20 protein-coding genes are annotated in these 24661 nt (G+C 68.9%); 16 read left to right on the top strand and 4 right to left on the bottom strand.

Going from position 1 to position 24661, the window contains the following annotated elements; all coding sequences use genetic code 11:
• The first annotated feature begins 135 nt into the window (after positions 1 to 135).
• The 3 genes from ABT115_RS19480 (at position 136) to ABT115_RS19470 (ending at position 3750) form a co-directional block, all read left to right on the top strand.
• A complete protein-coding gene (locus ABT115_RS19480; RefSeq protein ID WP_351791123.1) occupies positions 136 to 2373 on the top strand; it encodes an MMPL family transporter in 2238 nt (745 codons plus the stop codon).
• The gene (locus ABT115_RS19475) at positions 2373 to 2927 is read left to right on the top strand and encodes a GNAT family N-acetyltransferase (protein WP_351791121.1); all 555 of its coding nucleotides are present in this window, start codon (positions 2373 to 2375) and stop codon (positions 2925 to 2927) included. Before ABT115_RS19480 ends, ABT115_RS19475 begins: the two co-directional genes overlap by 1 nt.
• Positions 2928 to 3000: 73 nt before the next feature.
• Positions 3001 to 3750 carry a CvpA family protein gene (locus ABT115_RS19470; RefSeq protein ID WP_351791118.1) on the top strand — a complete coding sequence of 250 codons (750 nt, stop codon included), beginning with the start codon at positions 3001 to 3003 and terminating at the stop codon, positions 3748 to 3750.
• Here the strand turns inward: ABT115_RS19470 and ABT115_RS19465 are convergent.
• The 3 genes from ABT115_RS19465 to ABT115_RS19455 form a co-directional block, all read right to left on the bottom strand.
• The gene (locus ABT115_RS19465) at positions 3716 to 3988 is read right to left on the bottom strand and encodes a DUF6191 domain-containing protein (protein WP_502969126.1); all 273 of its coding nucleotides are present in this window, start codon (positions 3986 to 3988) and stop codon (positions 3716 to 3718) included. The two genes, ABT115_RS19470 and ABT115_RS19465, sit on opposite strands and share 35 nt — an antisense overlap.
• Positions 3989 to 4010: 22 nt before the next feature.
• Positions 4011 to 5261, bottom strand: coding sequence for a PQQ-dependent sugar dehydrogenase (locus ABT115_RS19460; RefSeq protein WP_502969125.1), 1251 nt, complete (start codon positions 5259 to 5261; stop codon positions 4011 to 4013).
• 113 nt (positions 5262 to 5374) lie between these two features.
• On the bottom strand, positions 5375 to 6331 hold the full coding sequence (locus ABT115_RS19455) for an aldo/keto reductase (RefSeq protein WP_351791301.1): 957 nt from the start codon (positions 6329 to 6331) through the stop codon (positions 5375 to 5377).
• Positions 6332 to 6504: 173 nt separating this feature from the next.
• Between ABT115_RS19455 and ABT115_RS19450 the strand changes: the two genes are divergently transcribed.
• The 7 genes from ABT115_RS19450 (at position 6505) to ABT115_RS19420 (ending at position 16889) form a co-directional block, all read left to right on the top strand.
• Complete coding sequence (locus ABT115_RS19450; protein WP_351791115.1) at positions 6505 to 7455, top strand: 2-hydroxyacid dehydrogenase; 951 nt, start codon at positions 6505 to 6507, stop codon at positions 7453 to 7455.
• Between the two features lie 287 nt (positions 7456 to 7742).
• Complete coding sequence (locus ABT115_RS19445) at positions 7743 to 10580, top strand: putative bifunctional diguanylate cyclase/phosphodiesterase (protein ID WP_351791112.1); 2838 nt, start codon at positions 7743 to 7745, stop codon at positions 10578 to 10580.
• A gap of 216 nt (positions 10581 to 10796) precedes the next feature.
• On the top strand, positions 10797 to 12668 hold the full coding sequence (locus ABT115_RS19440) for an acetolactate synthase large subunit (protein ID WP_351791109.1): 1872 nt from the start codon (positions 10797 to 10799) through the stop codon (positions 12666 to 12668).
• A 22-nt stretch (positions 12669 to 12690) separates the two neighbouring features.
• Positions 12691 to 13218 (top strand): acetolactate synthase small subunit, encoded by a 528-nt coding sequence (gene ilvN / locus ABT115_RS19435; protein ID WP_351791106.1) that lies wholly within the window; start codon positions 12691 to 12693, stop codon positions 13216 to 13218.
• Positions 13219 to 13318: 100 nt separating this feature from the next.
• Entirely contained in the window at positions 13319 to 14320 is a 1002-nt protein-coding gene (ilvC, locus tag ABT115_RS19430; RefSeq protein WP_351791104.1) for a ketol-acid reductoisomerase, read from the top strand.
• 276 nt (positions 14321 to 14596) lie between these two features.
• On the top strand, positions 14597 to 16189 hold the full coding sequence (serA, locus tag ABT115_RS19425) for a phosphoglycerate dehydrogenase (protein ID WP_351791102.1): 1593 nt from the start codon (positions 14597 to 14599) through the stop codon (positions 16187 to 16189).
• Positions 16190 to 16265: 76 nt separating this feature from the next.
• A complete protein-coding gene (locus ABT115_RS19420; RefSeq protein ID WP_351791099.1) occupies positions 16266 to 16889 on the top strand; it encodes a TetR/AcrR family transcriptional regulator in 624 nt (207 codons plus the stop codon).
• A 92-nt stretch (positions 16890 to 16981) separates the two neighbouring features.
• Here ABT115_RS19420 and ABT115_RS19415 read toward each other — a convergent pair whose 3' ends face one another.
• The gene (locus ABT115_RS19415) at positions 16982 to 18136 is read right to left on the bottom strand and encodes a PucR family transcriptional regulator (RefSeq protein WP_351791097.1); all 1155 of its coding nucleotides are present in this window, start codon (positions 18134 to 18136) and stop codon (positions 16982 to 16984) included.
• Positions 18137 to 18314: 178 nt separating this feature from the next.
• On the opposite strand from ABT115_RS19415, the gene ABT115_RS19410 reads away from it, so the two are divergent.
• The 6 genes from ABT115_RS19410 to ABT115_RS19385 all read left to right on the top strand — a co-directional run bounded on the left by ABT115_RS19410 (position 18315) and on the right by ABT115_RS19385 (position 24510).
• Entirely contained in the window at positions 18315 to 19241 is a 927-nt protein-coding gene (locus ABT115_RS19410) for a proline dehydrogenase family protein (protein ID WP_351791095.1), read from the top strand.
• A gap of 48 nt (positions 19242 to 19289) precedes the next feature.
• Positions 19290 to 20921: an L-glutamate gamma-semialdehyde dehydrogenase gene (gene pruA, locus ABT115_RS19405; RefSeq protein ID WP_351791093.1), complete on the top strand. Its 1632-nt coding sequence runs from the start codon at positions 19290 to 19292 to the stop codon at positions 20919 to 20921.
• Between the two features lie 148 nt (positions 20922 to 21069).
• Positions 21070 to 21615 carry a GNAT family N-acetyltransferase gene (locus ABT115_RS19400; RefSeq protein ID WP_351791091.1) on the top strand — a complete coding sequence of 182 codons (546 nt, stop codon included), beginning with the start codon at positions 21070 to 21072 and terminating at the stop codon, positions 21613 to 21615.
• 266 nt (positions 21616 to 21881) lie between these two features.
• Positions 21882 to 22010 (top strand): hypothetical protein, encoded by a 129-nt coding sequence (locus ABT115_RS19395; protein ID WP_351791088.1) that lies wholly within the window; start codon positions 21882 to 21884, stop codon positions 22008 to 22010.
• Positions 22011 to 22137: 127 nt separating this feature from the next.
• On the top strand, positions 22138 to 23181 hold the full coding sequence (locus ABT115_RS19390; RefSeq protein WP_351791086.1) for a 3-isopropylmalate dehydrogenase: 1044 nt from the start codon (positions 22138 to 22140) through the stop codon (positions 23179 to 23181).
• Positions 23182 to 23421: 240 nt separating this feature from the next.
• A complete protein-coding gene (locus ABT115_RS19385) occupies positions 23422 to 24510 on the top strand; it encodes a branched-chain amino acid aminotransferase (RefSeq protein ID WP_351791084.1) in 1089 nt (362 codons plus the stop codon).
• The last annotated feature ends 151 nt before the right edge of the window (positions 24511 to 24661 follow it).

Genomic DNA, 24661 nt, shown 5'->3' with positions numbered 1-24661 from the left:
TTGTGAATAACGCCACGAAAGGGGCAAAGGATCACGATTGGCTGCAAGAGTGGTGGTTCTCAGGTCATGTGTTCTTTGCGGATGATCCATGTTTTGTTCCGGTGAAGAGCCACGAACCATCAGGGAGCACGACCGTTGGCTGCCATTGCCCGCTGGTGCATCAGGCACCGCCTCATCGCCGTCCTCATCTGGCTCTTCGCCCTCGGCGGCGCGGCCACCGCGGCGGGTTTCGCGGGTACTGCCTACTCCAACGACTACGAGGCGCCCGGTACGGAGTCCGGCCGGGCCGCCGAGCTCCTCAAGAGCGGCTTCACGGACCTCGGCGGTGACACCGACACCATCGTCTGGCACACCACCGACTCCACCGTGCGGGCCGCCGATGTCCAGCAGACGATGACCCGGACCCTGCACGCGGTCGAGGAACTGCCCGGTGTCGGCGCCGTCACCGGGCCGTACGGGGCGTCCGGCGCCGGGCAGATCAGCGAGGACGGACACACCGCCTACGCCACGGTCACCTTCGACCAGCAGTCCGACGACATCCCGGTGCAGCAGGCCCAGGCGGTCGTCGACACAGCGAAGGCTGCCGCCGACGACCACCTTCAGGTGGAACTGGGCGGCTCGGCCGTTGCCCTCACCGAGGCGCCGTCCCTCCACTCCAGCGAGGTCATCGGGGTCGTCGTCGCAGCGGTCGTCCTGTTCCTCGTCTTCGGCTCGCTCGCCGCCAGCATGCTGCCCATCGCCACCGCCCTCGTCTCCGTCGGCACGGCGTACGCGGGCACCGTGCTGCTGGGCCATGTGATGACCGTCGCCGACTTCGCCCCCATGCTGGGCATGCTGATAGGGCTCGGCGTCGGCATCGACTACGCGCTGTTCATCGTCACCCGGCACCGCGCAGGACTACGCAGAGGCATGACGGTCACCGAGGCGGCGCAGAACGCCGTCACGACGACCGGGCGGGCTGTGGTCTTCGCCGGAGCCACCGTCTGTATAGCGCTGCTCGGAATGCTGATCCTGCGGCTCGAGTTCCTCAACGGCGTGGCGATCGCCGCCTCGCTCACCGTCGTCCTGACCGTGGCCGCGTCCGTGACCCTGCTGCCCGCCCTGCTGTCCTTCATCGGCATGCGGGCGCTGAGCCGGCGCGAGCGCAGACAGCTCGCCGAGTGCGGGCCGCAACCCGAACCGCCCACCGGCTTCGCCGCCCGCTGGTCCGCGTTCGTCGAACGCCACCCCAAGCTGCTCGGCTCGCTCGCCGCCGCGGTGATGCTGGTCCTCGCGCTGCCCACGTTCTCCCTCCATCTGGGCACCTCCGACCAGGGCAACAACGCCTCCTCGTCGACCACCCGGCAGGCGTACGACCTGCTGGCCGAGGGATTCGGGCCCGGCGTCAACGGTCCGCTGACCATCGCCGCGCAGCTCGACGGCGCGGACGACCGGCTGGCGATGGACGGCCTGCCGGCCGCTCTGCGGAACACCGACGGCGTGGCCTCGGTCAGCCCGGTCACGTACAACAACAGCGGCAGTGTGGCCTTCGTCACCGTCGTACCGACGACCTCACCACAGTCGGAGGAGACCAGTGCGCTCGTCGACCGGTTGCGTACGGACGTCCTCCCGCAGGCCGAGGCGAACACCTCGCTCCAGGCCTATGTCGGCGGGGTGACTGCCAGCTACGACGACTTCGCCCAGGTCATCATCGGCAAGCTCCCGCTCTTCATCGGCATCGTCGTAGGGCTCGGCTGCCTGCTCCTGCTGCTGGCCTTCCGGTCGATAGTCATTCCGCTGAAGGCAGCAGCGATGAATGTGGCCGCCGTCGCCGCCGCGTTCGGAGTCGTCGTCGCGATCTTCCAGTGGGGGTGGGGGAGCGAGTTGCTGGGGCTGGGCAGCGCCGGGCCCATCGAACCGTTCCTGCCGGTGATCATGGTGTCCGTACTCTTCGGGCTCTCCATGGACTACCAGGTGTTCCTGGTCGGCCGGATGTACGAGGAGTGGCTGGAGACCGGTGACAACCGGCGGGCGGTCCGGGTCGGCCTCGCAGAGACCGGTCGCGTGATCAACTCCGCGGCCGTGATCATGATTTCGGTCTTCCTCGCGTTCGTCTTCAGCGGAAACCGGGTCATCGCCATGTTCGGCATCGCGCTGGCTGCGGCGGTCGCACTCGATGCCTTCGTGCTCCGTACGCTGCTGGTCCCCGCTCTGATGCATCTGCTGGGCAAAGCGAACTGGTGGCTGCCGCGCTGGCTGGACCGGCGGCTGCCGCGGATCAGCATCGAGCCTCCGGAGTGCCGGGCGCCGCATGCGAAGATTCCGCAGGCAGCGCAATCACCAGAAGCGGTGCACGCCGTACAACCGGCGGAAGCGGTTCGAGAAGGAGCATGATGTTCGCGATATCCCTGGGCGACGACGGAGCAGAACTGCGTCCGCTGGAGATCTGGCAGGCGGAGGAGTTCCTCGCCCATGTGGACCGGGCCCGCGAGATCGTCGACCCCTGGATCCCGTTCGCCACGTTCGCCACCGACCTGGACTCGGCGCGCGCCCTGCTCCGGCGGTACGCGGAGAAGCAGGCGGCCGACACCGGGCGGCTCTACGGCATCTGGCTGGACGGCACGCTCGTCGGCGGTGTCATGTTCCGGATCTTCGACACGGAGTCCGGGAACTGTGAGGTCGGCTGCTGGCTGGAGCGGGCGGGGGAGGGGCGTGGCCTGGTCACCCGGGCGACACGGAAGCTGATCGACTGGGCGGTCTACGAGCGCGGCATGCACCGCGTGGAGTGGGTCGCGTCCGCCGAGAACACCCGAAGCCTCGCCGTTGCCAAGCGGCTCGGCATGACACGCGACGGGGTGCTGCGCGAGAACTACCTGTACCGCGGCGAGCGGCACGACTCGGAGATCTGGTCCGTGCTGGCCCGGGAGTGGCGGGCACAGAAGGCTTGAGGACGGGGAAGGAGGGACGGGCCGGCGACGGACGTTAAGAGACTTCTCATCTGGGCCGCCTAGCGTGCGGGACATGAACCCCGGAACTCCCAAAAACCCCACCACTCCCACCAGCCCCGTCGCTCCCGCTGTTCCCGACGCTGAGGAGACCGGGGCTGAGGAGACCGCGGCGAACGCCGCCGAGGAGACCGCGGCCGACGAGCACGCGGCCGAGGAGACCGCGGCCAAGGACGCGACATACAGCCTCGACAAGGGGGTGGCCGAAGCCGAGGTAGATCTCGCGGTGGCCGACGACGCCAGGGAGGGCTCCGCCTCCGGCTCTGATCAGGACGCCGATCAGGATCCCGACCCGGATTCCGACGTCACGGACTCCGACATCGAGGAATCCGACTCCAGCGACTTTGACAAGGGGCCGTCCGGCCTCGGCTCCGCCGCCGCGGCCGTGGTCGCCGCCGGTCTGGGGGTCGTCGCGCTCACCGGGTCCTGGACCGGCAAGATCGCCGCCGAGCGCGAGACCCTGATCGGGCAGATCAAGACCTCGACCGGTGGCGGCACCGCGGCCCAGCAGATCTCCGAGATCTATGGCGACGCCTGGCACACCACGGCGCTGGTCAACGGCATCTTCTCGCTGCTTGCCCTGCTGGTCGGCATCTTCGCCCTGGTCCGCCCGGCCTTTGGCGCACCCTCCCCGCACCCGCAGCCCGGCTGGGTGCGTGCCGTCGCGACCGCCGGCATCGTGCTCGGTGTCCTCGGCCTGTTGATCTCCGTCGGCGTTTACTCCGACCTCATCATGCCCCTGCCGACCCTGGGCGCCACCCAGTAGCTGAGCTTGCCTGGTCCGGGTGCGGAATCGCGTCTGTCGCGGCCTGATCCGCCCCCGGACCGGCGTCTGTGCCGGACGCCCTGACGATCACCTTTCCGGAGGCCAGGTCGATCGGCCCGCGCCCCGGGTCGCCGACACCGAGATCCACCCGGGTCAGCTCCAGCCGATTCTGCTCCTCGGCGGCATGCTTACGGCCCGGCGCGAAGAGTTCCTCGAAGAAGTTGAACACCGCTCGCACGCCCTTTCACCTGCTGTAGCCGCTATCGCACCTCCAGCACCAGGATCCTGTCGTCTCCCGGCTTCGGGGTGCCACGGGTGTCCGTATTGCTCGTGACCAGCCAGAGCTTGTTGCCGCCTGCGGCGAGCACGGTACGCAGACGGCCGTACTTCCCCTTCAGGAACGCCTGCGGCGCCGCCAGAGGTTCCCCGTCCGCCCGACCGGACAGCGGAATCCGCCAGAGCCGCTCACCGCGCAGGCTCGCCATCCAGATCGACCCCTTGGCGAAGGCGATCCCGCTCGGGGACGCCTCGGAAGGCTTCCACTGTGCAACGGGATCGATGAAGCCCGGCTTTCCCGCCTTGCCCTCGACCTCCGGCCAGCCATAATTCCCACCCGGCACGATCCGGTTCAGTTCGTCCCAGGTGTCCTGACCGAATTCGGACGCCCACAGCTGCTTCTGCCCGTCCCAGGCCAGCCCCTCCACATTGCGATGACCGTACGAATACACCACGGAGTCGGCCGCCGGATTGCCGTGCAGCGGCCGGCCGTCCGGGGTCATTCGCAGAATCTTGCCGGCCAGCGACTTCTTGTCCTGTGCGAGCCCGCTGTCCCCCGTCTCCCCTGTGCCCGCGTACAGCATGTGGTCCGGGCCGAAGGCGATCCGTCCGCCGTTGTGGATCGAACCCTTCGGGATGCCCCGCAGAATCGTGTCCGGTGCACCCAGCAGCCGGCCGGGCGTCGTGCCGTTCTCGTCGTACTGCATGCGCGCGATGCGGTTGTCGGACGCAGTCGTGAAGTACGCGTACACCAGATGGTCCGAACCGTACGTGGGGGAGAGCGCGATCCCCAGCAGTCCTCCCTCCCCACCGGGCGACACCCCGGGCACGGTGCCCAGCAGGGTCTTCTTGCCGCTCTTCCCATCGATCCGGGTGATCGTGCCCTTGTCGCGCGAGGAGACCAGCAGATCGCCACCGGGCAGCTCCGCCAGCCCCCAGGGAGAGTCGAGGCCCTCGGTGAGCGTGGAGACCACCTTCACCGACCCCTTCGCCGGTGGCGGGGCGACCGACGCGGACGGGGAGGCCGACGGGCCCGAGGCGGCGGGGGAGGGGCCGGACGGCGACGGCAGCCGTCCGACGCCCGACGTGCCGCCAAAACCGTTTCCCGACGAACACCCCGCGGTCAGCAGCAGCGTGCCCGCGGCCAGCACGGCCACTGTCCCGCGGCGCACGCCTCGACGCCGTCCCCGACGACCCGCGGGGCCCTCTACAGATCCGAACAGAACACCGCGCACAGCACCGATCCCTTCGACGGCCACCCGAATACCGTTCATACACCGCAGCCGGGCCCCGGGTTCCCCATGCCCGTCAGATTTCTCGATGGTTGATCAGGACGGGCGGCCGCTGATCAGTACCACGACCCCCGCGCCGCAGGCAGCCAGTCGATCTCCATCAGATCCCGCGGGGTCAGTTTCAGCCCGGCCGCCCGCGCGTTCTCCACCGCCCACCGCTCCCGCTTGGTCCCCGGCACCGGCACCACATGGGGCCCCTGCCGCAGTACCCAGGCCAGCGCCACTTGTGCCGCAGTCGCCCCGTGCCGCTGCGCGATCCGCCGCAGCCCGACCACCACCGGCTGGTTCGCCGCCATCATCTCGGCCGTGAACCGCGGATGCCTGGCCCGCAGATCCTCCGGCTCGAAGCCCTGCCCCGGGGTCAGCGTGCCCGTCAGATAGCCGTTTCCCAGGGGCATCGCCGCCAGTAGCCCCACACCCCGCGCAGAGCACCACGGAAGCAACGACTCCAGCGGCTCCGGCGACCAGACCGAGAGCTCCGCCTGCACCGCGCTCACCGGGAAGACCTGCTGAACCCGCTCCAGCTGACGGATCGTTTCGTCGTACATTCGGGCACCCGGCCGGCGTGAAGCCCGCGCCCCGACCGCACAGAGCCCGAGCGCCCGCACCTTACCGGCGGTCACCAGCTCCGCCATCGCGCCCCAGGTCTCCTCGACCGGCACCTCGGGATCGGCCCGGTGCAGCTGGTACAGATCGATCACATCAGTCTGCAGCCGCCGCAGCGAGGCGTCACAGGCCCGCCGCACATAGCCGGGGCGGCCATTGGCGACGATGTGCTGATCGCCCACCAGCAGCCCGCACTTGGTGGAGACGAAGGCATCGGACCTGCGGCCCTTCAGCGCCCGGCCCACCAGCAGCTCATTGGTGAAGGGGCCGTACATGTCGGCCGTATCGAGCAGTTGGACGCCCGCGTCGAGCGCGGCATGCACCGCCCGCAACGCACGATCACCGCGCTGCTGCGACGCGGTGTACGCCCAGCTCATCGGCATGCAGCCAAGACCGACCGCCCCCACGGCGAGCGCCGCCGCACCAAGACTCCTGCGCTCCAACTCCCCGAACCCTTCCTAAGGTCCTGTGACGACAGGACCTCGGCCCCGCCGTCACGGGACCACACCGCACCCCAAAGTAACCTCTGCCGCCCAACACCCCTCGCGCAGCCTCCCCCGAGGTCGTTAGCCTCCTGACCATGACTTCGACGAAGACTCCTGACGTATGGCTGCCGTTTCCCGCCGACGAGATCGAAGGACTTCCCGAGGGTCTCAACTACCACTTCTGGGACGGCGCGCAGGACTACCCGGCCGATCCGGCCGACTGCGCCTTCTACGTCGTGCCGTACATGAAGGGTTCCCAGACCGCGGTTCGTCCGCTCGCCGACATGTCACAGGTCCGGATCGTGCAGACGCTCACCGCGGGCATCGACGATGTCGAGCCGGGGCTCGGCCAGTTGCCGGCAGGGGTACGTCTGTGCAATGCCAAGGGGGTCCATGAGGCGTCGACCGCGGAGCTCGCCCTCGCCCTGATCCTCGCCTCCCTGCGCGGCTTCCCCGGGTTCGTCCATGGCCAGGACAAGGAGGAGTGGCGGGCCGGCTTCTATCCCGCGCTCGCCGACAAGTCGGTGCTGATCGTGGGGTACGGATCGATCGGGGCCGCCATTGAGGACCGGCTCGCGCCCTTCGAGTGCGCGCGGGTGGCACGCGTCGCGCGCTCTGCACGGACAACAGCACGCGGACCCGTACACACACTTGACGACCTGCCCGCACTCCTGGCCGAAGCCGACGTCGTCGTGCTGTCCACCCCGCTGAACCCGTCCACGCAAGGGCTGGTGGGTGCGGAGTTCCTCGCCGCGATGCCGGACGGAGCGCTGCTCGTGAACGTCGCACGGGGCGCCGTCGTCGACACCCAGTCACTACTGCTCGAACTCGAGTCCGGCCGGCTGCGCGCAGCCCTCGACGTGACCGACCCCGAACCGCTGCCCACCGGCCATCCCCTCTGGCATGCTCCGAATGTCCTGATCACTCCTCATGTGGGAGGCAGCACCTCGGCGTTCCTGCCACGTGCCAGGCGACTGGTGACCGGACAGGTGAGCCGCTTCGCTGCGGGGGAGCCGGTGCAGAACGTCGTACGCATCACCGTTTGACCACGCTGTGGGTCCGCTCGACTGCATAGCGTTCCGGCAAATCCCCGATTGTTACTGAGAGTAGATGAACTATGTCCCTGTGTGACTGATCTGGTGTATCGTCCCGGAAAGGGGCGCTGCGCCGAGGAAGGGACTGCGCCGGGGAGGACGCAACACGCGAGGGGGCGACGGGCGATGTACGGCCGATGGGCGAACGATCCGACACCGCAGGGCAGTCGACCGCGACCGGGGTCTGTTCCGGTCGGGTGCCGGGTGCGCGCGCACCCGGCGGCGTCGGGTGCGCCCCGGTGAGCGCGCCGGTCGGCACCCTCAGGGCGTTCCTCTCCCGGTGGTCGGCCGTCGGCGGCGCTTCCGTACTGGTGTCGCAGGTCCTGGTCGGCCTCGTCTGCGGCGGATACGCGGTGGGGGCGGCCCTCGGCTGGGGTTCTTCGGGACTGGCGCTCATCATGGGGGATTTCGGCCTCAGCGCCGCCGCGCTGGTCGCGGCCGTCTCCTGCTTCTTCTATGCGCGGACCCGCGGCAACCGGTTCCGGCCCGCCTGGCTGCTGTTCTCGCTCTCCTCGCTCATGGCCGCAGGGGGCAACGCGGTCTGGGGCTGGTACGAGGTCGTGCTGGAGCGCTCGGTGCCCAGCCACTCCCTCGCCGATGCTTTCTTCCTCTGCTTCGCACCGCCCGCCGTCGTCGGGCTGCTCGTGCTCGCCAAACGCCCCGTCACCCGGGCCGGCTGGGTCTGTCTCGCACTGGACTCCTGGCTGATCGGCGGATCGCTCCTCACGCTCTCCTGGAGCCTCGCCCTCGCCCACACCGCGCACCTCGCGGATGCCGAGGGCGCGAGCGTGGCCGGCTCGGCGCTCGCGCTGGCCTATCCGCTGCTCGACATCGTGCTGGTCTCCATGGTGCTGGCCCTGCACTTCCGGCGGTCCAACGTCAACCGCTCCGCGGTGAACACCGCCGTGGCCGCACTTGCCCTGACGGTTCTGTCCGACGCCCTGTTCACCTCACCGTTGCTGCGCCAGGCCTACCACTCCGGCCAGTTGCTGGACGCGGGCTGGTTCGCCGGTTCCCTGCTGCTCGCATACGCTCCCTGGGGCGCGAACAGCGCAACGGACAAAGCTTTCCCGCCACAGGGGGAGCCGCGCTCCACCAGCCGGCCCGTCGCGGGATCGCTGGCCGCGCTGACGCCGTACCTCGCCGCCGCCGTCTGCACCCTCGGCATTCTCTGCAACGTCATCGAGGGCCGCCGGGTGGACCGCGTCGTGGTCTTCACCGGCTGCACGGTGGCGCTCGCCCTGGTCGTCCGGCAGGGCATCATGCTCGTCGACAACATCGCGCTCACCCAGGAACTGGCGCAGAAGGAGAATCACTTCCGCTCCCTGGTGCAGGGCTCCAGCGATGTCATCATGATCGCCGCCCCCACCGGCGTCCTGCGCTATGTCAGCCCCGCCGCCGCGGGGGTGTACGGGCGCGATGCCGACGACCTGGTCGGCGCCGAGCTCGCCTCGATCATCCATCCCGAGGACCTGGGGCGGGTGGTCCACGAGGTGCGCCGGTTCCTCGCCGCATCTCCGGGTGAGGAGCCCACCACCCGGATCGAGTGCCGTTTCAGATCCGGTACGGGCGACTGGCTCAATGTCGAATCCACGGTCAACCGCCACCAGGGCGGGCTGATCCTCAACAGCCGCGATGTGACCGAAAGAGTGCGGCTGCAGGCCCAGTTGCAGCACAACGCCGAGCACGACCCGCTCACCGACCTGCCCAACCGCGCCCTGTTCACCGAGCGGGTCCGCCAGTCCCTCGGTGGCCGCCGCGCCGGCGACCCCGGCACCGCCGTGCTCTTCATCGACCTCGACGGCTTCAAGGCGGTCAACGACCGCCTCGGCCACCAGGCGGGCGACGAGGTCCTCATCCAGGCCGCCCGGCGCCTCCAAGAGTCCGTACGGGCCGGCGACACCGCGGCCCGCCTGGGCGGTGACGAATTCGCGGCCATCATCCTCGGCGACGGCATCCGCGACCAGTCCGCCCGGGAATGCCAGGTCCACGAGATCGCCGACCGGCTGCGCCTCACCCTCTCCCAGCCGTACCGCATCGGCGCCGGTGAGGTCCGGGTCGCCGCGTCCATCGGGGTCGCATTCGCCGAGCCCGGCATCTCGCCGAGCGACCTCATGCGCAACGCCGATCTCGCCATGTACCGCGCCAAGGCCGGCGGCAAGGACCGCGTCGAGCTGTACGCCCCGCAGATGCAAGCCGAAGTCGTACGCCGCTCCGAGCTGGCGGCCCGGCTGCGTACCGCCCTGCGAGACGGTGAGTTCGCCCTGCTCCACCAGCCCGTGGTGCATCTCACCAGCGGCGCCGTCGCCGCCGTCGCCGCCCAGGCCCGCTGGCGTTCCGCCCAGGGCATCCTGTTCACCCCTGCCGAATTCCTCCGCGTCGCCGAGGACAGCGACCGCACTGCCGAACTCAGCCACTGGCTCCTCGAAGAGGCCGTCGAGCAGGCCGCCGACCGGGCCAGGGCCGGCCATCCGGTCTCCGTCGCCGTGCGGCTCTCCGCCCGCAGGCTCCTCGACGAGGGGATGCCGTTCGGCTCCGTCGAGGCGCTGCTCGCCCGGCACAGCCTGCCCTCCGGCGCCCTGGTGATCGAGGTCGCGGACAGTGACCCCCGGATCTCCATCGACGAACTCGAACAGCGTCTCGTCGCGCTGCGCCGGCTCGGCGTCCGCATCGCGCTCGACGGCTTCGGCAGCGGCTACGCCGCGATCAACGCGCTGCGCCGTCTCCCCATCGACGTACTGAAACTGGACCGCGGTCTCGTCGAAGGCGTCGTGGAATCCGCCCGGCTGCACAAGATCACCAGCGGTCTCCTGCGCATCGCCTGCGACCTCGGCATGCAGTCCGTGGCCGATGGTGTCGACCTGCCGGAGCAGGTCCTCGCGCTGCGCGCCATGGGCTGTACGCACGGCCAGGGACTGGCCTTCTCCGGGCCGCTCGACGAGTACCGGCTGCGCCGCGCCCTGGTTCGTGGCGAGTTCCCGGTGCCTGGCAGTGGCGCCGCCCAGCCGGTCCTGACCGGCGGCTCGATCCCACTCCTCAGCGGATCACATATTGAGACGTCCGTCCCACCCACTTGACACGTTGCATGCGCCGGAGAGATGGTCAATGCCATGCGCACCCGAATTCTCGTACTTGGAAAGCGCGTCGGCTGACGCAGAGTCCTCGCGGACACTCTGCAGACCACACCGGCGCGCTCCCCTCGCTTGCCTCACGGCACGAGGGGTTTTTTGTTGCACTAACACCAGGCAAATCCTCGCAAAATACCCGCAAAAACCCTCAGCTTCGAGAAGAGAATGCCGATGACCGAGCAGGCCACCGGGGCCCACCATCCCCAGCCGCGGGCCCGTAACGGCGGATCGTCCGCCGCCACCGTTGAGCACGTCACGGGCGCGCAGTCCCTCATCCGGTCTCTCGAGGAGGTGGGGGCCGACACGGTATTCGGCATTCCCGGCGGCGCCATCCTTCCGGCGTACGACCCGATGATGGACTCCACCCGGGTCCGCCATGTGCTGGTCCGTCATGAGCAGGGCGCCGGACACGCCGCCACCGGCTACGCACAGGCCACCGGCAAGGTCGGCGTCTGCATGGCCACCTCGGGCCCCGGCGCCACCAACCTGGTCACGCCGATCGCCGACGCCCACATGGACTCCGTCCCGCTGGTCGCGATCACCGGCCAGGTCGCCTCCAGGGCCATCGGTACGGACGCCTTCCAGGAAGCCGACATCTGTGGCATCACGATGCCGGTCACCAAGCACAATTTCCTGGTCACCAAGGCCGAGGACATCCCGCACACGATCGCCGAGGCCTTCCACATCGCCTCCACCGGCCGTCCGGGCCCCGTCCTCGTCGACATCGCCAAGGACGCCCTGCAGGCGCCGACCACGTTCAGTTGGCCGCCCACCCAGGACCTGCCCGGCTACCGCCCGGTCACCAAGCCGCACGCCAAGCAGATCCGCGAAGCCGCCAAGCTGATCACTCAGGCCAAGCGCCCGGTGCTGTACGTCGGCGGCGGCGTCATCAAGGCGGGGGCCACCGCCGAACTGAAGGTCCTCGCAGAGCTCACCAAAGCGCCCGTCACCACCACACTGATGGCACTCGGCGCGTTCCCCGACAGCCACCCGCTGCACGTCGGAATGCCGGGCATGCACGGTGCGGTCACCGCCGTCACCGCGCTGCAGAAGGCCGACCTGATCGTCGCCCTCGGAGCCCGATTCGACGACCGCGTCACCGGCAAGCTGGACAGCTTCGCCCCGTACGCCAAGGTCGTCCACGCCGACATCGACCCGGCCGAGATCGGCAAGAACCGCGCTGCCGACGTCCCGATCGTGGGCGATGCCCGCGAGGTCCTGGCCGACCTGGTCCAGGCCGTCCAGGCCGAGCACACCGAAGGTCACGTCGGTGAGGCCGCCCGGACGGGATATTCAGCCTGGTGGAAGGACCTCAACCGCTGGCGCGACACCTACCCGCTCGGATACGACCTGCCCGAGGACGGCAGCCTGTCGCCGCAGCAGGTCATCCAGCGCATCGGTCAGCTCGCCCCCCAGGGCACGATCTTCGCGGCGGGCGTCGGCCAGCACCAGATGTGGGCCTCGCACTTCATCGAGTACGAGCAGCCCGCCACCTGGCTGAACTCCGGCGGCGCCGGAACGATGGGTTACGCGGTCCCGGCCGCGATGGGTGCCAAGGCCGGCATGCCGGACCGCACGGTCTGGGCGATCGACGGCGACGGCTGCTTCCAGATGACCAACCAGGAACTCACCACCTGCGCGCTCAACAACATCCCGATCAAGGTCGCCGTCATCAACAACGGCGCCCTCGGGATGGTCCGCCAGTGGCAGACCCTGTTCTACAACCAGCGGTACTCCAACACCGTGCTGCACTCCGGCGCCGACATCGAGGGCCTCCCGGCGAAGGGCACCCGCGTCCCGGACTTCGTCAAGCTGTCCGAAGCCATGGGCTGCTACGCGATCCGCTGCGAGGACCCGGCCGACCTGGACAAGGTCATCGAAGAGGCCAATTCCGTCAACGACCGCCCCGTCGTGATCGACTTCATCGTCCACGAGGACGCCATGGTGTGGCCGATGGTCGCCGCCGGCACCTCCAACGACGAGGTCATGGCCGCCCGCGGGGTCCGCCCCGACTTCGGCGACAACGAAGACGACTGAGAGACAGAGAGAGACCGACTCCATGTCCACCAAGCACACGCTCTCCGTCCTGGTCGAGAACAAGCCCGGTGTCCTCGCCCGGATCACCGCCCTGTTCTCCCGCCGCGGCTTCAACATCGACTCGCTCGCGGTCGGCACCACCGAACACCCCGACATCTCGCGCATCACCATCGTCGTCGATGTCGAGGGCCTGCCTCTCGAGCAGGTGACCAAACAGCTCAACAAGCTGGTGAACGTCCTGAAGATCGTCGAACTCGAGCCGTCCGCTGCGATCCAGCGTGAGCTCGTCCTGGTGAAGGTCCGCGCCGACAACGAGACCCGCTCCCAGATCGTCGAGATCGTCCAGCTGTTCCGTGCCAAGACCGTGGACGTCTCGCCGGAGGCCGTCACGATCGAGGCAACCGGCGGAGCCGACAAGCTGGAGGCCATGCTCAAGATGCTGGAGCAGTACGGCATCAAGGAGCTGGTCCAGTCCGGCACGATCGCCATAGGGCGTGGCGCGCGCTCGATCACCGACCGTTCGCTGCGCGCCCTCGACCGTTCGGCTTAACCGTTCGGACCGGGCCGCTCGCATGGCGAGACCCGAAAACGTATCCCCCGCACCCCGCCGTACGGTGGGACGCAACACCTGCACACCAAGGAGAAACCCAGTGGCCGAGCTGTTCTACGACGACGATGCCGACCTGTCCATCATCCAGGGCCGCAAGGTCGCGGTCATCGGCTACGGCAGCCAGGGCCACGCCCACGCGCTGTCGCTGCGTGACTCGGGTGTCGACGTCCGTGTCGGTCTGCACGAGGGCTCCAAGTCCAAGGCCAAGGCCGAGGAGCAGGGGCTGCGCGTGGTGACCCCGTCCGAGGCCGCCGCCGAGGCCGACGTCATCATGATCCTTGTCCCTGACCCGATCCAGGCCCAGGTCTACGAGGAGTCCGTGAAGGACAACCTCAAGGACGGCGACGCGCTGTTCTTCGGCCACGGCCTGAACATCCGGTTCGGATTCATCAAGCCGCCGGCCAATGTCGATGTCTGCATGGTCGCCCCGAAGGGCCCGGGCCACCTGGTCCGCCGTCAGTACGAGGAGGGCCGCGGCGTTCCGTGCATCGTGGCTGTCGAGCAGGACTCCTCGGGCAATGGCCTGGCGCTCGCCCTGTCGTACGCGAAGGGCATCGGCGGCACCCGCGCCGGCGTCATCAAGACGACCTTCACCGAGGAGACCGAGACCGACCTGTTCGGTGAGCAGGCCGTCCTCTGCGGTGGCACCGCCGCTCTGGTCAAGGCCGGTTTCGAGACCCTGACCGAGGCCGGTTACCAGCCGGAGATCGCGTACTTCGAGTGCCTGCACGAGCTGAAGCTCATCGTGGACCTCATGTACGAGGGCGGCCTGGAGAAGATGCGCTGGTCCATCTCGGAGACCGCCGAGTGGGGCGACTACGTCACCGGCCCGCGGATCATCACGGACGCCACCAAGGCCGAGATGAAGAAGGTCCTCGCGGAGATCCAGGACGGCACCTTCGCCAAGAACTGGATGGCCGAGTACCACAACGGTCTGCCCAAGTACAACGAGTACAAGAAGGCGGACAACGACCACCTCCTGGAGACCACCGGCCGTGAGCTGCGCAAGCTCATGAGCTGGGTCAACGACGAGGACGCATAACACCGGCGCCCCGGGGGGCGGGTCTCCTGATCCGCCCCCCGGGGCGTTCCGCCTGCTTCACCGCCGGAAGATGCGGCGTCGTGCGTGTGTACAAGTCGTCCACCCCCGTGCGGGTGATCCTTCCATCGGGGCGCAGTATGTCTCCTGGCGCATGACTACACTTCTCCACACATACACGCGTCAGGCCCACAATGTCGTGCGTCTTCCACGCGGCATGCCCCTCCACCGCCTGCGGCCGTCGGGACGGCCGTCCGCACTGGACTTGTGAGGACTCACGTGAGCTCGAAACCTGTCGTACTCATCGCTGAAGAACTGTCGCCTGCCACGGTTTACGCCCTGGGTCCGGATTTCGAAATCCGGCACTGCAACGGCGCGGACCGCGCCGAGCTCCTTCCCGCGATCGCCGATGTCGACGCCATCCTGGTGCGCTCCGCCACCAAGGTCGACGCCGAGGCCATCGCCGCCGCGAAGAAGCTGAAGGTCGTCGCCCGCGCGGGCGTCGGTCTGGACAACGTCGACGTCTCCGCCGCCACCAAGGCCGGCGTGATGGTCGTCAACGCACCGACCTCCAACATCGTGACCGCCGCCGAGCTGGCCTGCGGTCTGCTGGTCGCCACCGCGCGCAATATCCCGCAGGCCAACGCCGCTCTCAAGAACGGCGAGTGGAAGCGCTCCAAGTACACCGGCGTCGAGCTGAGCGAGAAGATCCTCGGTGTCGTCGGCCTTGGCCGCATCGGTGTCCTGGTCGCTCAGCGCATGTCGGCCTTCGGTATGAAGATCGTCGCGTACGACCCCTACGTGCAGCCCGCGCGTGCCGCCCAGATGGGCGTCAAGCTGCTTTCGCTGGACGAGCTGCTCGAGGTCGCCGACTTCATCACCGTGCACCTTCCCAAGACCCCGGAGACGCTGGGTCTGATCGGCGAGGAGGCGCTGCACAAGGTGAAGCCCTCGGTGCGCATCGTCAACGCCGCGCGCGGCGGCGTCATCGACGAGGTGGCGCTCGCCTCCGCCCTCAAGGAGGGCCGGGTCGCCGGAGCCGGACTCGACGTGTTCACGAAGGAGCCCTGCACGGACTCCCCGCTGCTCGAGTTCGACCAGGTCGTCTGCACCCCGCACCTCGGCGCCTCCACCGATGAGGCCCAGGAAAAGGCGGGTGTCGCGGTCGCCAAGTCCGTGCGCCTCGCCCTCGCCGGTGAGCTCGTGCCGGACGCGGTCAACGTCCAGGGCGGTGTGATCGCCGAAAGCGTACGCCCGGGCCTGCCCCTCGCCGAGAAGCTCGGCCGGATCTTCACGGCGCTCGCGGGCGAGGTCGCGGTCCGCCTCGACGTCGAGGTGTATGGCGAGATCACCCAGCACGACGTCAAGGTGCTCGAACTCTCCGCGCTCAAGGGCGTCTTCGAGGATGTGGTCGACGAGACCGTGTCCTATGTGAACGCCCCGCTCTTCGCGCAGGAGCGCGGTGTCGAGGTCCGTCTCACCACCGGCTCCGAGTCGCCGGACCACCGCAATGTGGTTACCGTCCGCGGCACGCTCTCGGGCGGCGAGGAGGTCGCGGTCTCCGGCACGCTGGCCGGCCCCAAGCACCTCCAGAAGATCGTCGCCGTCGGCGAGTACGACGTGGACCTCGCGCTGGCCGACCACATGGTGGTGCTGCGTTACGAGGACCGTCCCGGTGTCATCGGCACGGTCGGCCGGATCCTCGGCGAGGCCGGTCTCAACATCGCGGGCATGCAGGTCTCGCGGGCGGACGCGGGCGGCGAGGCGCTGGTCGTGCTCACCGTTGACGACGACGTCCCGGCATCGGTGCTCGCCGAGATCTCCACGGAGATCGGTGCGGTATCGGCCCGTTCGGTGAATCTGACCGACTGACGGCCTCACGACCCCACGTACCCGGCATTAGACGCGCGTCTTACACGAACGTCTGCATGCCGGGTACGCTGCTGTCATGGGACACCGTGAGGATCTGCTCGAAGGCGCCAAACGCTGCCTGCTGGAGAAGGGGTACGCCCGGACGACGGCACGCGACATCGTGGCGGCCTCCGGTACGAATCTCGCCTCCATCGGCTACCACTACGGTTCCAAGGAGGCCCTGCTCAATCTCGCCTTCCTCAAGGTGACGGAGGAGTGGGGCGATGTGCTCACCGAGCGCCCGGCCGAGGCCGCGGACGGTGGCGACGGTGCGCCCCGGTCGCCGCTCGACCAGTTCCGGGACACCTGGGAGCGGGTGATCGACAGCTTTGAGGAAACCCGGTCCGTCTGGCAGCTCCAGATGGAGGTCGTCTCCCGGATCGACCAGGACCCGGAGCTGCGGAAGGCCCTGGTCGATCCGCAGCGCGAGCGGCGTGACGGGCTCGCCGAGAACATGCTCGGCATCGACCCGGAGACGGACCCGGAGAAGGCGAGGGTGGCCGGACTGTTCTGCCAGGCGCTGCTCGCGGGCGTGATGGTGCAGTGGCTGATGGACAGCGAATCGGCGCCGTCCGCACAGGATCTGACGGACGGCCTGAAGGCGGTGCTCGAAGGGCGGGCCGGGGCGAACGTTGCCTGTCGCGGCACTAGGTCGGATTGAGTGCCCGGGGTCCTGCGTGACGGGTGCGCCGAACGCCGGACGGGCTGTTGGGGACTCTCGGGTGCGCCGGGCTCGGCGGTGGTGCGCGGGGATCAGAGTCGCGCGCCCTTGAGCGCCATGTGCAGCAGCAGTCGGTCCTCGCCGTCGTTGAGATCGAGGCCGGTGAGCTGCTGGACCCGGGAGAGCCGGTAGTAGAGCGTCTGGCGGTGGATGCCGAGTGCGGCGGCCGTACGGGACGCCTGGCCCGCGCAGTCCAGGAACACCTCAGCGGTGCGGGCCAGATCCTTGTGCGGCGGGGTGAGCAGGGCGCGGACCGCGGGGTCCGCGGCCGCTTGTGCGGGGAGCGCGGTCAGCAGCCGGTACGGGCCGATCGCCGCCCACTCAGCGACTGGGCCGAAGCGGGACTCGGCCGCCGCCGCGCGGGCCGCGGCCGACGCCTCGCGCCAGGCCTCGGCCAGGTCCGCCAGACCGCGGCGGGGCACCGAGACCCCCGCGGCGGCGTACCAGCCCGCGGGCGAACGCCGCTGGTCTGCGGCGGAACGCAGCCGGTCCGCGGCGGTGAGCGCCGGGTCGAGGACGTCGGTGGAGCGCAGCCGGATCAGCGCGGCCAGCGAGGGGCCCCCGGAGGCCCGGACCGAGGTCAGGGCCGATGCCGACGACACCGTACGGACCGACGGCGGATCGTCGGTCCACGGGGTCACGCACACCACCGCGTGCAGGCCCTCCGCGTCCCGGCCCAGTGCCTGGTGCAGCGCGGCCACCGCCATGTCGCGCTGCCAGCCCCGCACGGCGGTCAGGACCACACCGAACTCCCGGGACAGATCCGTGCCGGCCCGCGCCTCGTCGGAGAGCAGCCCCCCGATCCGGGCCGCCACCTCCATCGCCGCCTTCAGCTGCTCGCCGGTCGGCCCGGGGTCCGCGTCGAGCAGCCATACGTAACCGAGTACGACGCCCCGATGGCGTACCGGCAGACAGATACGGCCCCGGAACACCCCGGCCTCCGGGGCGGCCGGAATGCGGACCGGGCCGGTGGCACGGGTGATGCCGAAGCCCTCGAACCAGTCGCGGACCGCGGGCGTGGAGCGCCTCGTCAGGATCGAGCGGGTGCGGACCGGGTCCATCGCCGTGTCGTCGTCGCTGTCGTGGGCACCGAAGGCGACCAGGCCGAAGTCCCGGTTCTCCAGCGTCGCGGGGGCGCCGAGCAGCCCGGAGATCTCGTCGACCAGCTCCTGGTAATCGCCCTTCACCCGGCCATTCTCGCACCCCTTCAGACATATGTCTGAGATCCCGGGAATGGATCGTGACAGCTGTCGATGGCACACCATCGGAGGGATCCTTAGATTTCACGGTGGTTCTCCGTGCTGTACCGCTCCTTTCCCTGTCTGCCGGTATGGCCTTCGTTCGTACTTTCCGTGGAGGTGCCCCGTGCTGGGTCCCGTGATTCTCGCCGCGTCTCGCAGCGACAAGATGCGCCGTTTCGTCTCGGCCGCACCTGGCACCAAGCAGGTCGTCGACCGGTTCATCGCCGGTGAGACCGTCGACCAGGTGGTCCCGGTCATCGTGGACGCCGCCGACAAGGGCCTCGAAGTCACCCTCGACGTGGTGGGCGAGGACATCACCACCCCCGAGCAGGCCGCCGCCGCCCGCGACGCCTACCTCGAACTGGTCGACCGCCTCAAGGACCTGGGCCTGGGCGCCAAGGCCGAGATGTCCGTCAAGCTCTCGATGTTCGGCCAGTCGCTGGACGGAGGTCACGAGCTGGCGCTCGCCAACGTCCGCCCGGTCGTCGAGGCCGCCGCCGCGATCGGCACCACGGTTACGCTGGACGCCGAGGACCACACCACCCTCGACTCGATGTTCGCCATCCACGACGAGCTGCGGAAGGACTTCCCGCAGACCGGCTGTGTGATCCAGGCGTACCTGTTCCGCACCGAGGAGGACGCCCGCCGCCTGGCCGCCGCCGGTAGCCGCGTCCGCATCGTGAAGGGCGCCTACAAGGAGCCCGCCTCCGTCGCGTACCAGGACAAGGCCGAGATCGACAAGGCGTACGTCCGCATCCTGAAGACCCTGATGGAGGGCGAGGGCTACCCGATGATCGGGTCGCACGACCCCCGTCTGATCGCCATCGCCCAGGAGCTGGCCCGGAAGGCAGGGCGCAAGCTGGACGAGTACGAGTTCCAGATGCTGTACGGCATCCGCAGCGACGAGCACATCCGGCTCGCGGCCGAGGGCCACCGTATGCGCGTGTACACCGCATACGGCACCGACTGGTACGGCTACTTCATGCGCCGCCTGGCGGAGAAGCCGGCGAACCTGCTGTTCTTCGGCCGCTCCATCCTCACCAAGGGCTGACCTGCCCGGCTGACCCCCACCCCCCTGATACAAGGAGACAAGGCACTCATGGACGCTGTTACTCAGGTCCCCGCGCCGGTCAACGAGCCGGTCCACTCCTACGCCCCGGGTTCCCCGGAGCGCGCCCGCCTCGAGGCGAAGCTCAAGGAGCTCAGCCAGAACCCGATCGACCTTCCGATGACCATCGGTGGCGAGAAGCGGATGGGCGGCGGCGAGCGCTTCGACGTCGTACAGCCGCACAACCACAAGGCCGTCATCGGTACGTTCGCCGGCGCCACGCAGCAGGACGCCCAGGACGCGATCGACGCCGCGCTGGCCGCCGCCCCGGCCTGGCGGGCGACGTCCTTCGACGACCGCGCCGCGATCATCCTGCGCGCCGCCGAGCTGCTGTCCGGCCCCTGGCGCGAGACGCTGGCCGCATCCACGATGCTCGGCCAGTCGAAGACCGCTCAGCAGGCCGAGATCGACACTCCCTGTGAGCTCGTCGACTTCTGGCGCTTCAACGTCCACTACGCGCGCCAGATCCTGGCCGAGCAGCCGCCGGCCAACTCGCCGGGCGTGTGGAACCGCATGGACCACCGCCCGCTGGAGGGCTTCGTCTACGCGATCACGCCGTTCAACTTCACGGCCATCGCGGGCAACCTGCCCACCGCCCCCGCTCTCATGGGCAACGTCGTGGTGTGGAAGCCGTCCCAGACGCAGACCCACGCCGCCGTGCTGCTGATGCAGCTCCTGGAGGAGGCGGGTCTGCCCAAGGGCGTCATCAACCTGGTGACCGGTGACGGCATCGCCGTCTCCGAGGTGGCCCTGAACCACCGCGACCTGGCCGGTATCCACTTCACCGGTTCGACCCCCACCTTCCAGCACCTGTGGAAGACGGTCGGCAACAACATCGCCAACTACCGCACCTATCCGCGGCTCGTCGGCGAGACCGGCGGCAAGGACTTCGTCGTCGCCCACCCGTCGGCCGACCACGCCGTGCTGAAGACCGCACTGACCCGTGGCTCCTTCGAGTTCCAGGGCCAGAAGTGCTCGGCTTCCTCCCGTGCGTACATTCCGGCCTCCATCTGGAACTCCGGTTTCAAGGAGAAGTTCGCGGCCGAGGTCGACTCCATCACCATGGGTGACGTCACCGACCTGTCGAACTTCATCGGTGCCGTCATCGACGAGCGCTCGTTCGCCAAGAACAAGGCCGCGATCGACCGCGCCAAGTCCGACCCGTCCTGCACGATCATCGCGGGCGGCACGTACGACGACTCGGTGGGCTACTTCGTCCGCCCGACCGTCATCGAGTGCAGCGACCCGGAGAACGAGGTCTTCACGACCGAGTACTTCGGCCCGATCCTCGCCGTGCACGTCTACGAGGACGACAAGTACGACGAGATGCTGGAGCAGATGGAGTCGGTCTCCGACTACGCGCTGACCGGTTCCGTCATCGCGGGCGACCGCGCCGCGGCCGCGCACACGATGGAGAAGCTGCGGTACGCCGCGGGCAACTTCTACATCAACGACAAGTCGACCGGTGCCGTCGTCGGCCAGCAGCCGTTCGGTGGCGGCCGTGCCTCGGGTACGAACGACAAGGCGGGCGCCCCGCAGAACCTGCAGCGCTGGACCCTGACCCGGGCCATCAAGGAGACGCTGGTTCCGCCGACCGACTACACCTACCCCCACCAGGGCTGACGCCCCCCGGGGCGCCGCACCCCCGGCGCCCCGCCATGATTCCCGCCTCCCGTCCGGTTCCCCTGCCGGCCGGGAGGCGGTTTCCATCTCCGCCCCTCGAGAATGAGGCCGTTACCTGAAGGCTGCGGGGCCTGCGAGGCTGGAGCGCATGACTGAACCGACTCTGCACACCGCGCACACCTACCGGCTGACCCCGGCCGCCCTTGACGAGATCCGCACCTTCCTGGAAACCGCCTTCGAGGGCGACTTCAGCGACGACGACTGGGACCACAGCCTCGGCGGCATCCATGCCTGGGTTCGGGACGGCAGCGGGCTCCTCGCGCACGGCAGCGTCGTCCAGCGCCGGGTGGTCCACGAAGGCCGCTCGTACCGGATCGGATATGTGGAGTCCGTGGCCGTCCGTGCCGACCGTCGCCGGGAAGGGCTCGGCGGGCAGGTGATGGCCGCGCTGGAACAGGTCGTCGACGGGGCATACGCCTTCGGGGCCCTGTCCGCGTCGGCTGCCGGGGCCGCGCTGTACGCGCGGCGCGGCTGGCAGGTGTGGCCGGGGCGGATCGCCGTGCAGGGGCGCAACGGGGTGGAGCGGCTGCCGGACGAGGAAGGCAGCACCTACATCCGCGGTGCGGCCGGCGCCGTGCTGCCGCCTGCGTCCGGGACGCTGATCTTCGACTGGCGGGACGGCGACGTGCTGTGAGCGGGCGGGCCGCCGGAAACTTCTGTCTCAGATAGTAGGACGTCCGAGTAATTGTGGAGACAGAACGGCCGGGCTGCCCTAGCTTTGTAGAAGCCGAACCTCTCGCTAGATCCAGCGAATGGCGGTCGTGAGTGTGCGCCCCCGCGCAGGCAACCCCTGCGGCGCCCGCTTCCCGCCCCTTCCGGCGCCTCGAAATCCTGATCTCGAAATCACGTTCACGATTTTTCGATCTCGAAATCCTCGCGATCTCAAGGAGTCGATCCACCATGGCCGAAACGACTGTCCGCCGAGTCCGTCACACCCACCGCCCGACCGAGTCGGAGCGCCGGAATGCCGCCGCGGCTCTGCAGCGGGCCCTCGACCGCAGGGACAATGGCGGCGCCACGGGCCACTGAGAACGGCCCCCGGGGCCAGTCATGGCGAGACCGGTCCGGGGAGGGGCGCCAGTAGGCGTTCAGGCCGCCAATGTCCGTATAGTGGACGTGATATGTCATGCTGTGGGACGCGCAGTATGGTGCGGACATGTCTCGCAGCATCAATCTCGCAGTGATCCCTGGTGACGGTATCGGCCAGGAGGTCGTGGCTCAGGGCCTCAAGGTCCTCAATGCTGTTCTCCCGCAGGATGTGAAGCTGGAGACCAAGGAGTTCGACTTCGGAGCCAAGCGCTACCACGCGACCGGTGAGACCCTCACCGACGCAGATGTCCAGGCGCTCAAGCAGCACGACGCAATCCTGCTCGGCGCGCTCGGTGACCCCTCGGTTCCGTCCGGTGTCCTGGAGCGCGGCTTCCTGCTGAAGCTCCGTTTCCTCTTCGATCACCATGTGAATCTGCGGCCGTCGAAGCTCCTCCCGGGTGTCGCGACCCCGCTCAAGGGGCAGCCGGAGATCGACTTCGTCGTGGTACGCGAGGGCACTGAGGGCCCGTACACCGGCAATGGCGGCTCGATCCGCACCGGCACCCCGCATGAGGTCGCCACCGAGGTCTCGGTCAACACCGCCTTCGGCGTCGAGCGTGTGGTCCGTGACGCCTTCGCCCGCGCCCAGGCCCGCCCGCGCAAGAAGCTGACGCTGGTCCACAAGAACAACGTGCTGGTCCACGCCGGGCACCTGTGGACCAACATCTTCAACAAGGTCGCGGCCGAGTTCCCGGACGTCACCACCGACTACCTGCACGTGGACGCGGCGACGATCTTCCTCGTCACGCAGCCCGAACGCTTCGACGTGATCGTCACCGACAACCTCTTCGGCGACATCATCACCGACCTTGCCGCGGCCGTCTCCGGCGGCATCGGCATCGCAGCTTCGGGCAACATCAACCCGAGCGGCGAGTTTCCCTCGATGTTCGAGCCGGTCCACGGCTCCGCGCCCGACATCGCGGGCCAGGGCAAGGCCGACCCCACGGCCACGATCCTTTCCGTCGCCCTCCTCCTGCGTCACCTCGGTTACGAGACCGAGGCCGTGCGCATCGAGGATGCCGTCTTCGCCGACCTCGCGGAGCGCGACCGGACGACGACTCGTACCACCGACGAGATCGGCGACGCGCTCGCGGTACGCGTAGCGAGCTGACCCGACGACTCCGTCTTCGAAGCCGCCGGGTCGCAACCGCACCCGGCGGCTTCGTTTGTGCGGTCCCGGGTGCCACCATCGACCACTGGACCGCATTCGCATCATTTCGTGCACGGCCGCCCGGGAGCGATAATCGAACGGGGCCGTGGCTTGCGGTGAAGCTCGGACGTCCTAGCACCTGTCCGGCACGAGCGGCGTGAGCGCGGTCCATCACACACAACCGGTGAAGGACACGCACACATGACGACGCCCACGATCGAGCTCAAGCCTTCCTCGAACCCGCTGTCCGACGCGGAGCGCGAGGCGATCCTGGTCAAGCCCGGATTCGGACGCTACTTCACCGATCACATGGTGACGATCCGATGGACCGAGGGCCGCGGCTGGCACGACGGCCAGCTCGTCCCCTACGGCCCGCTCTCCATCGACCCCGCGACCACGGTCCTGCACTACGCGCAGGAGATCTTCGAGGGCCTCAAGGCCTACCGCCAGCCCGACGGCAGCGTCGCCACGTTCCGCCCCGAGGCGAACGCCAGGCGTTTCCAGGCCTCGGCGCACCGGCTGGCCATGCCGGAACTGCCCGTCGAGACGTTCATCGAGGCGTGCGACGTTCTGGTCCAGCAGGACAAGGCATGGGTTCCGGCCCACGGCGGCGAGGAATCGCTCTATCTGCGTCCCTTCATGATCGCGACCGAGGTCGGCCTCGGCGTGAAGCCCGCCAACGAGTACCTCTTCGTCGTCATCGCCTCGCCCGCCGGCGCCTACTTCCCCGGTGGTGTCGAGCCGGTCTCCATCTGGCTCTCCGAGGACCGCGTCCGCGCCGTTCCCGGCGGCATGGGCGACGCCAAGACCGGTGGCAACTACGCCGCGTCCCTCCTCGCCCAGGCGGAGGCCGCGGCGAAGGGCTGCGACCAGGTCGCCTACCTCGACGCAGTGGAGCACAAGTGGGTCGAGGAGCTCGGTGGCATGAACCTGTACTTCGTGTACGGGAACAAGATCATCACCCCGACCCTGACCGGCTCCCTGCTCGCCGGTGTCACCCGTGACTCGCTGCTCAAGGTCGCCCGCGACCTCGGCTACGAATCCGAGGAGGGCCGCGTCTCCATCGACCAGTGGCGGGCCGACACCGCGAACGGCACCCTCACCGAGGTCTTTGCCTGCGGCACGGCCGCCGTCATCACCCCCGTCGGCACTGTCAAGTCCGCGGGCGGCGAGTGGACCCAGAGCGAGGGCGCGCCCGGCGAGGTCACGCTGAAGCTGCGCGAGCGCCTGCTGGACATCCAGCGCGGTGTCGCCGAGGACACCCACGGCTGGATGCACCCGCTCGGCTAGGGCGTGTTTCGAACGCCCTAGCCCTGCAGCTGCCACGACGAAGGCCGCGCCCGGTTCCTGCGCGGCGCGGGCGGGGGGGGGGTGGGGGGTGGTGGGCGGCTTGGTGGGGCCCACCACAGAGTAGTTAAAAAAAATTTAAATAAAGATTATA

Source organism: Streptomyces sp. NPDC001832 (assembly GCF_040297265.1).
In the GTDB taxonomy this organism is placed as follows: Bacteria; Actinomycetota; Actinomycetes; order Streptomycetales; family Streptomycetaceae; genus Streptomyces.
This window is presented reverse-complemented; position numbering and strand designations above follow the sequence as displayed.

Bases quoted from the DNA above. Each gene is read 5' to 3' on its own strand.
- ABT115_RS19475 (WP_351791121.1), top strand. From the start codon at position 2,373: ATGTTCGCGATATCCCTGGGCGACGACGGAGCAGAACTGCGTCCGCTG.
- ABT115_RS19470 (WP_351791118.1), top strand. From the start codon at position 3,001: ATGAACCCCGGAACTCCCAAAAACCCCACCACTCCCACCAGCCCCGTC.
- ABT115_RS19450 (WP_351791115.1), top strand. From the start codon at position 6,505: ATGACTTCGACGAAGACTCCTGACGTATGGCTGCCGTTTCCCGCCGAC.
- ABT115_RS19440 (WP_351791109.1), top strand. From the start codon at position 10,797: ATGCCGATGACCGAGCAGGCCACCGGGGCCCACCATCCCCAGCCGCGG.
- ilvN (WP_351791106.1), top strand. From the start codon at position 12,691: ATGTCCACCAAGCACACGCTCTCCGTCCTGGTCGAGAACAAGCCCGGT.
- ABT115_RS19420 (WP_351791099.1), top strand. From the start codon at position 16,266: ATGGGACACCGTGAGGATCTGCTCGAAGGCGCCAAACGCTGCCTGCTG.
- pruA (WP_351791093.1), top strand. From the start codon at position 19,290: ATGGACGCTGTTACTCAGGTCCCCGCGCCGGTCAACGAGCCGGTCCAC.
- ABT115_RS19400 (WP_351791091.1), top strand. From the start codon at position 21,070: ATGACTGAACCGACTCTGCACACCGCGCACACCTACCGGCTGACCCCG.
- ABT115_RS19395 (WP_351791088.1), top strand. From the start codon at position 21,882: ATGGCCGAAACGACTGTCCGCCGAGTCCGTCACACCCACCGCCCGACC.
- ABT115_RS19390 (WP_351791086.1), top strand. From the start codon at position 22,138: ATGTCTCGCAGCATCAATCTCGCAGTGATCCCTGGTGACGGTATCGGC.
- ABT115_RS19385 (WP_351791084.1), top strand. From the start codon at position 23,422: ATGACGACGCCCACGATCGAGCTCAAGCCTTCCTCGAACCCGCTGTCC.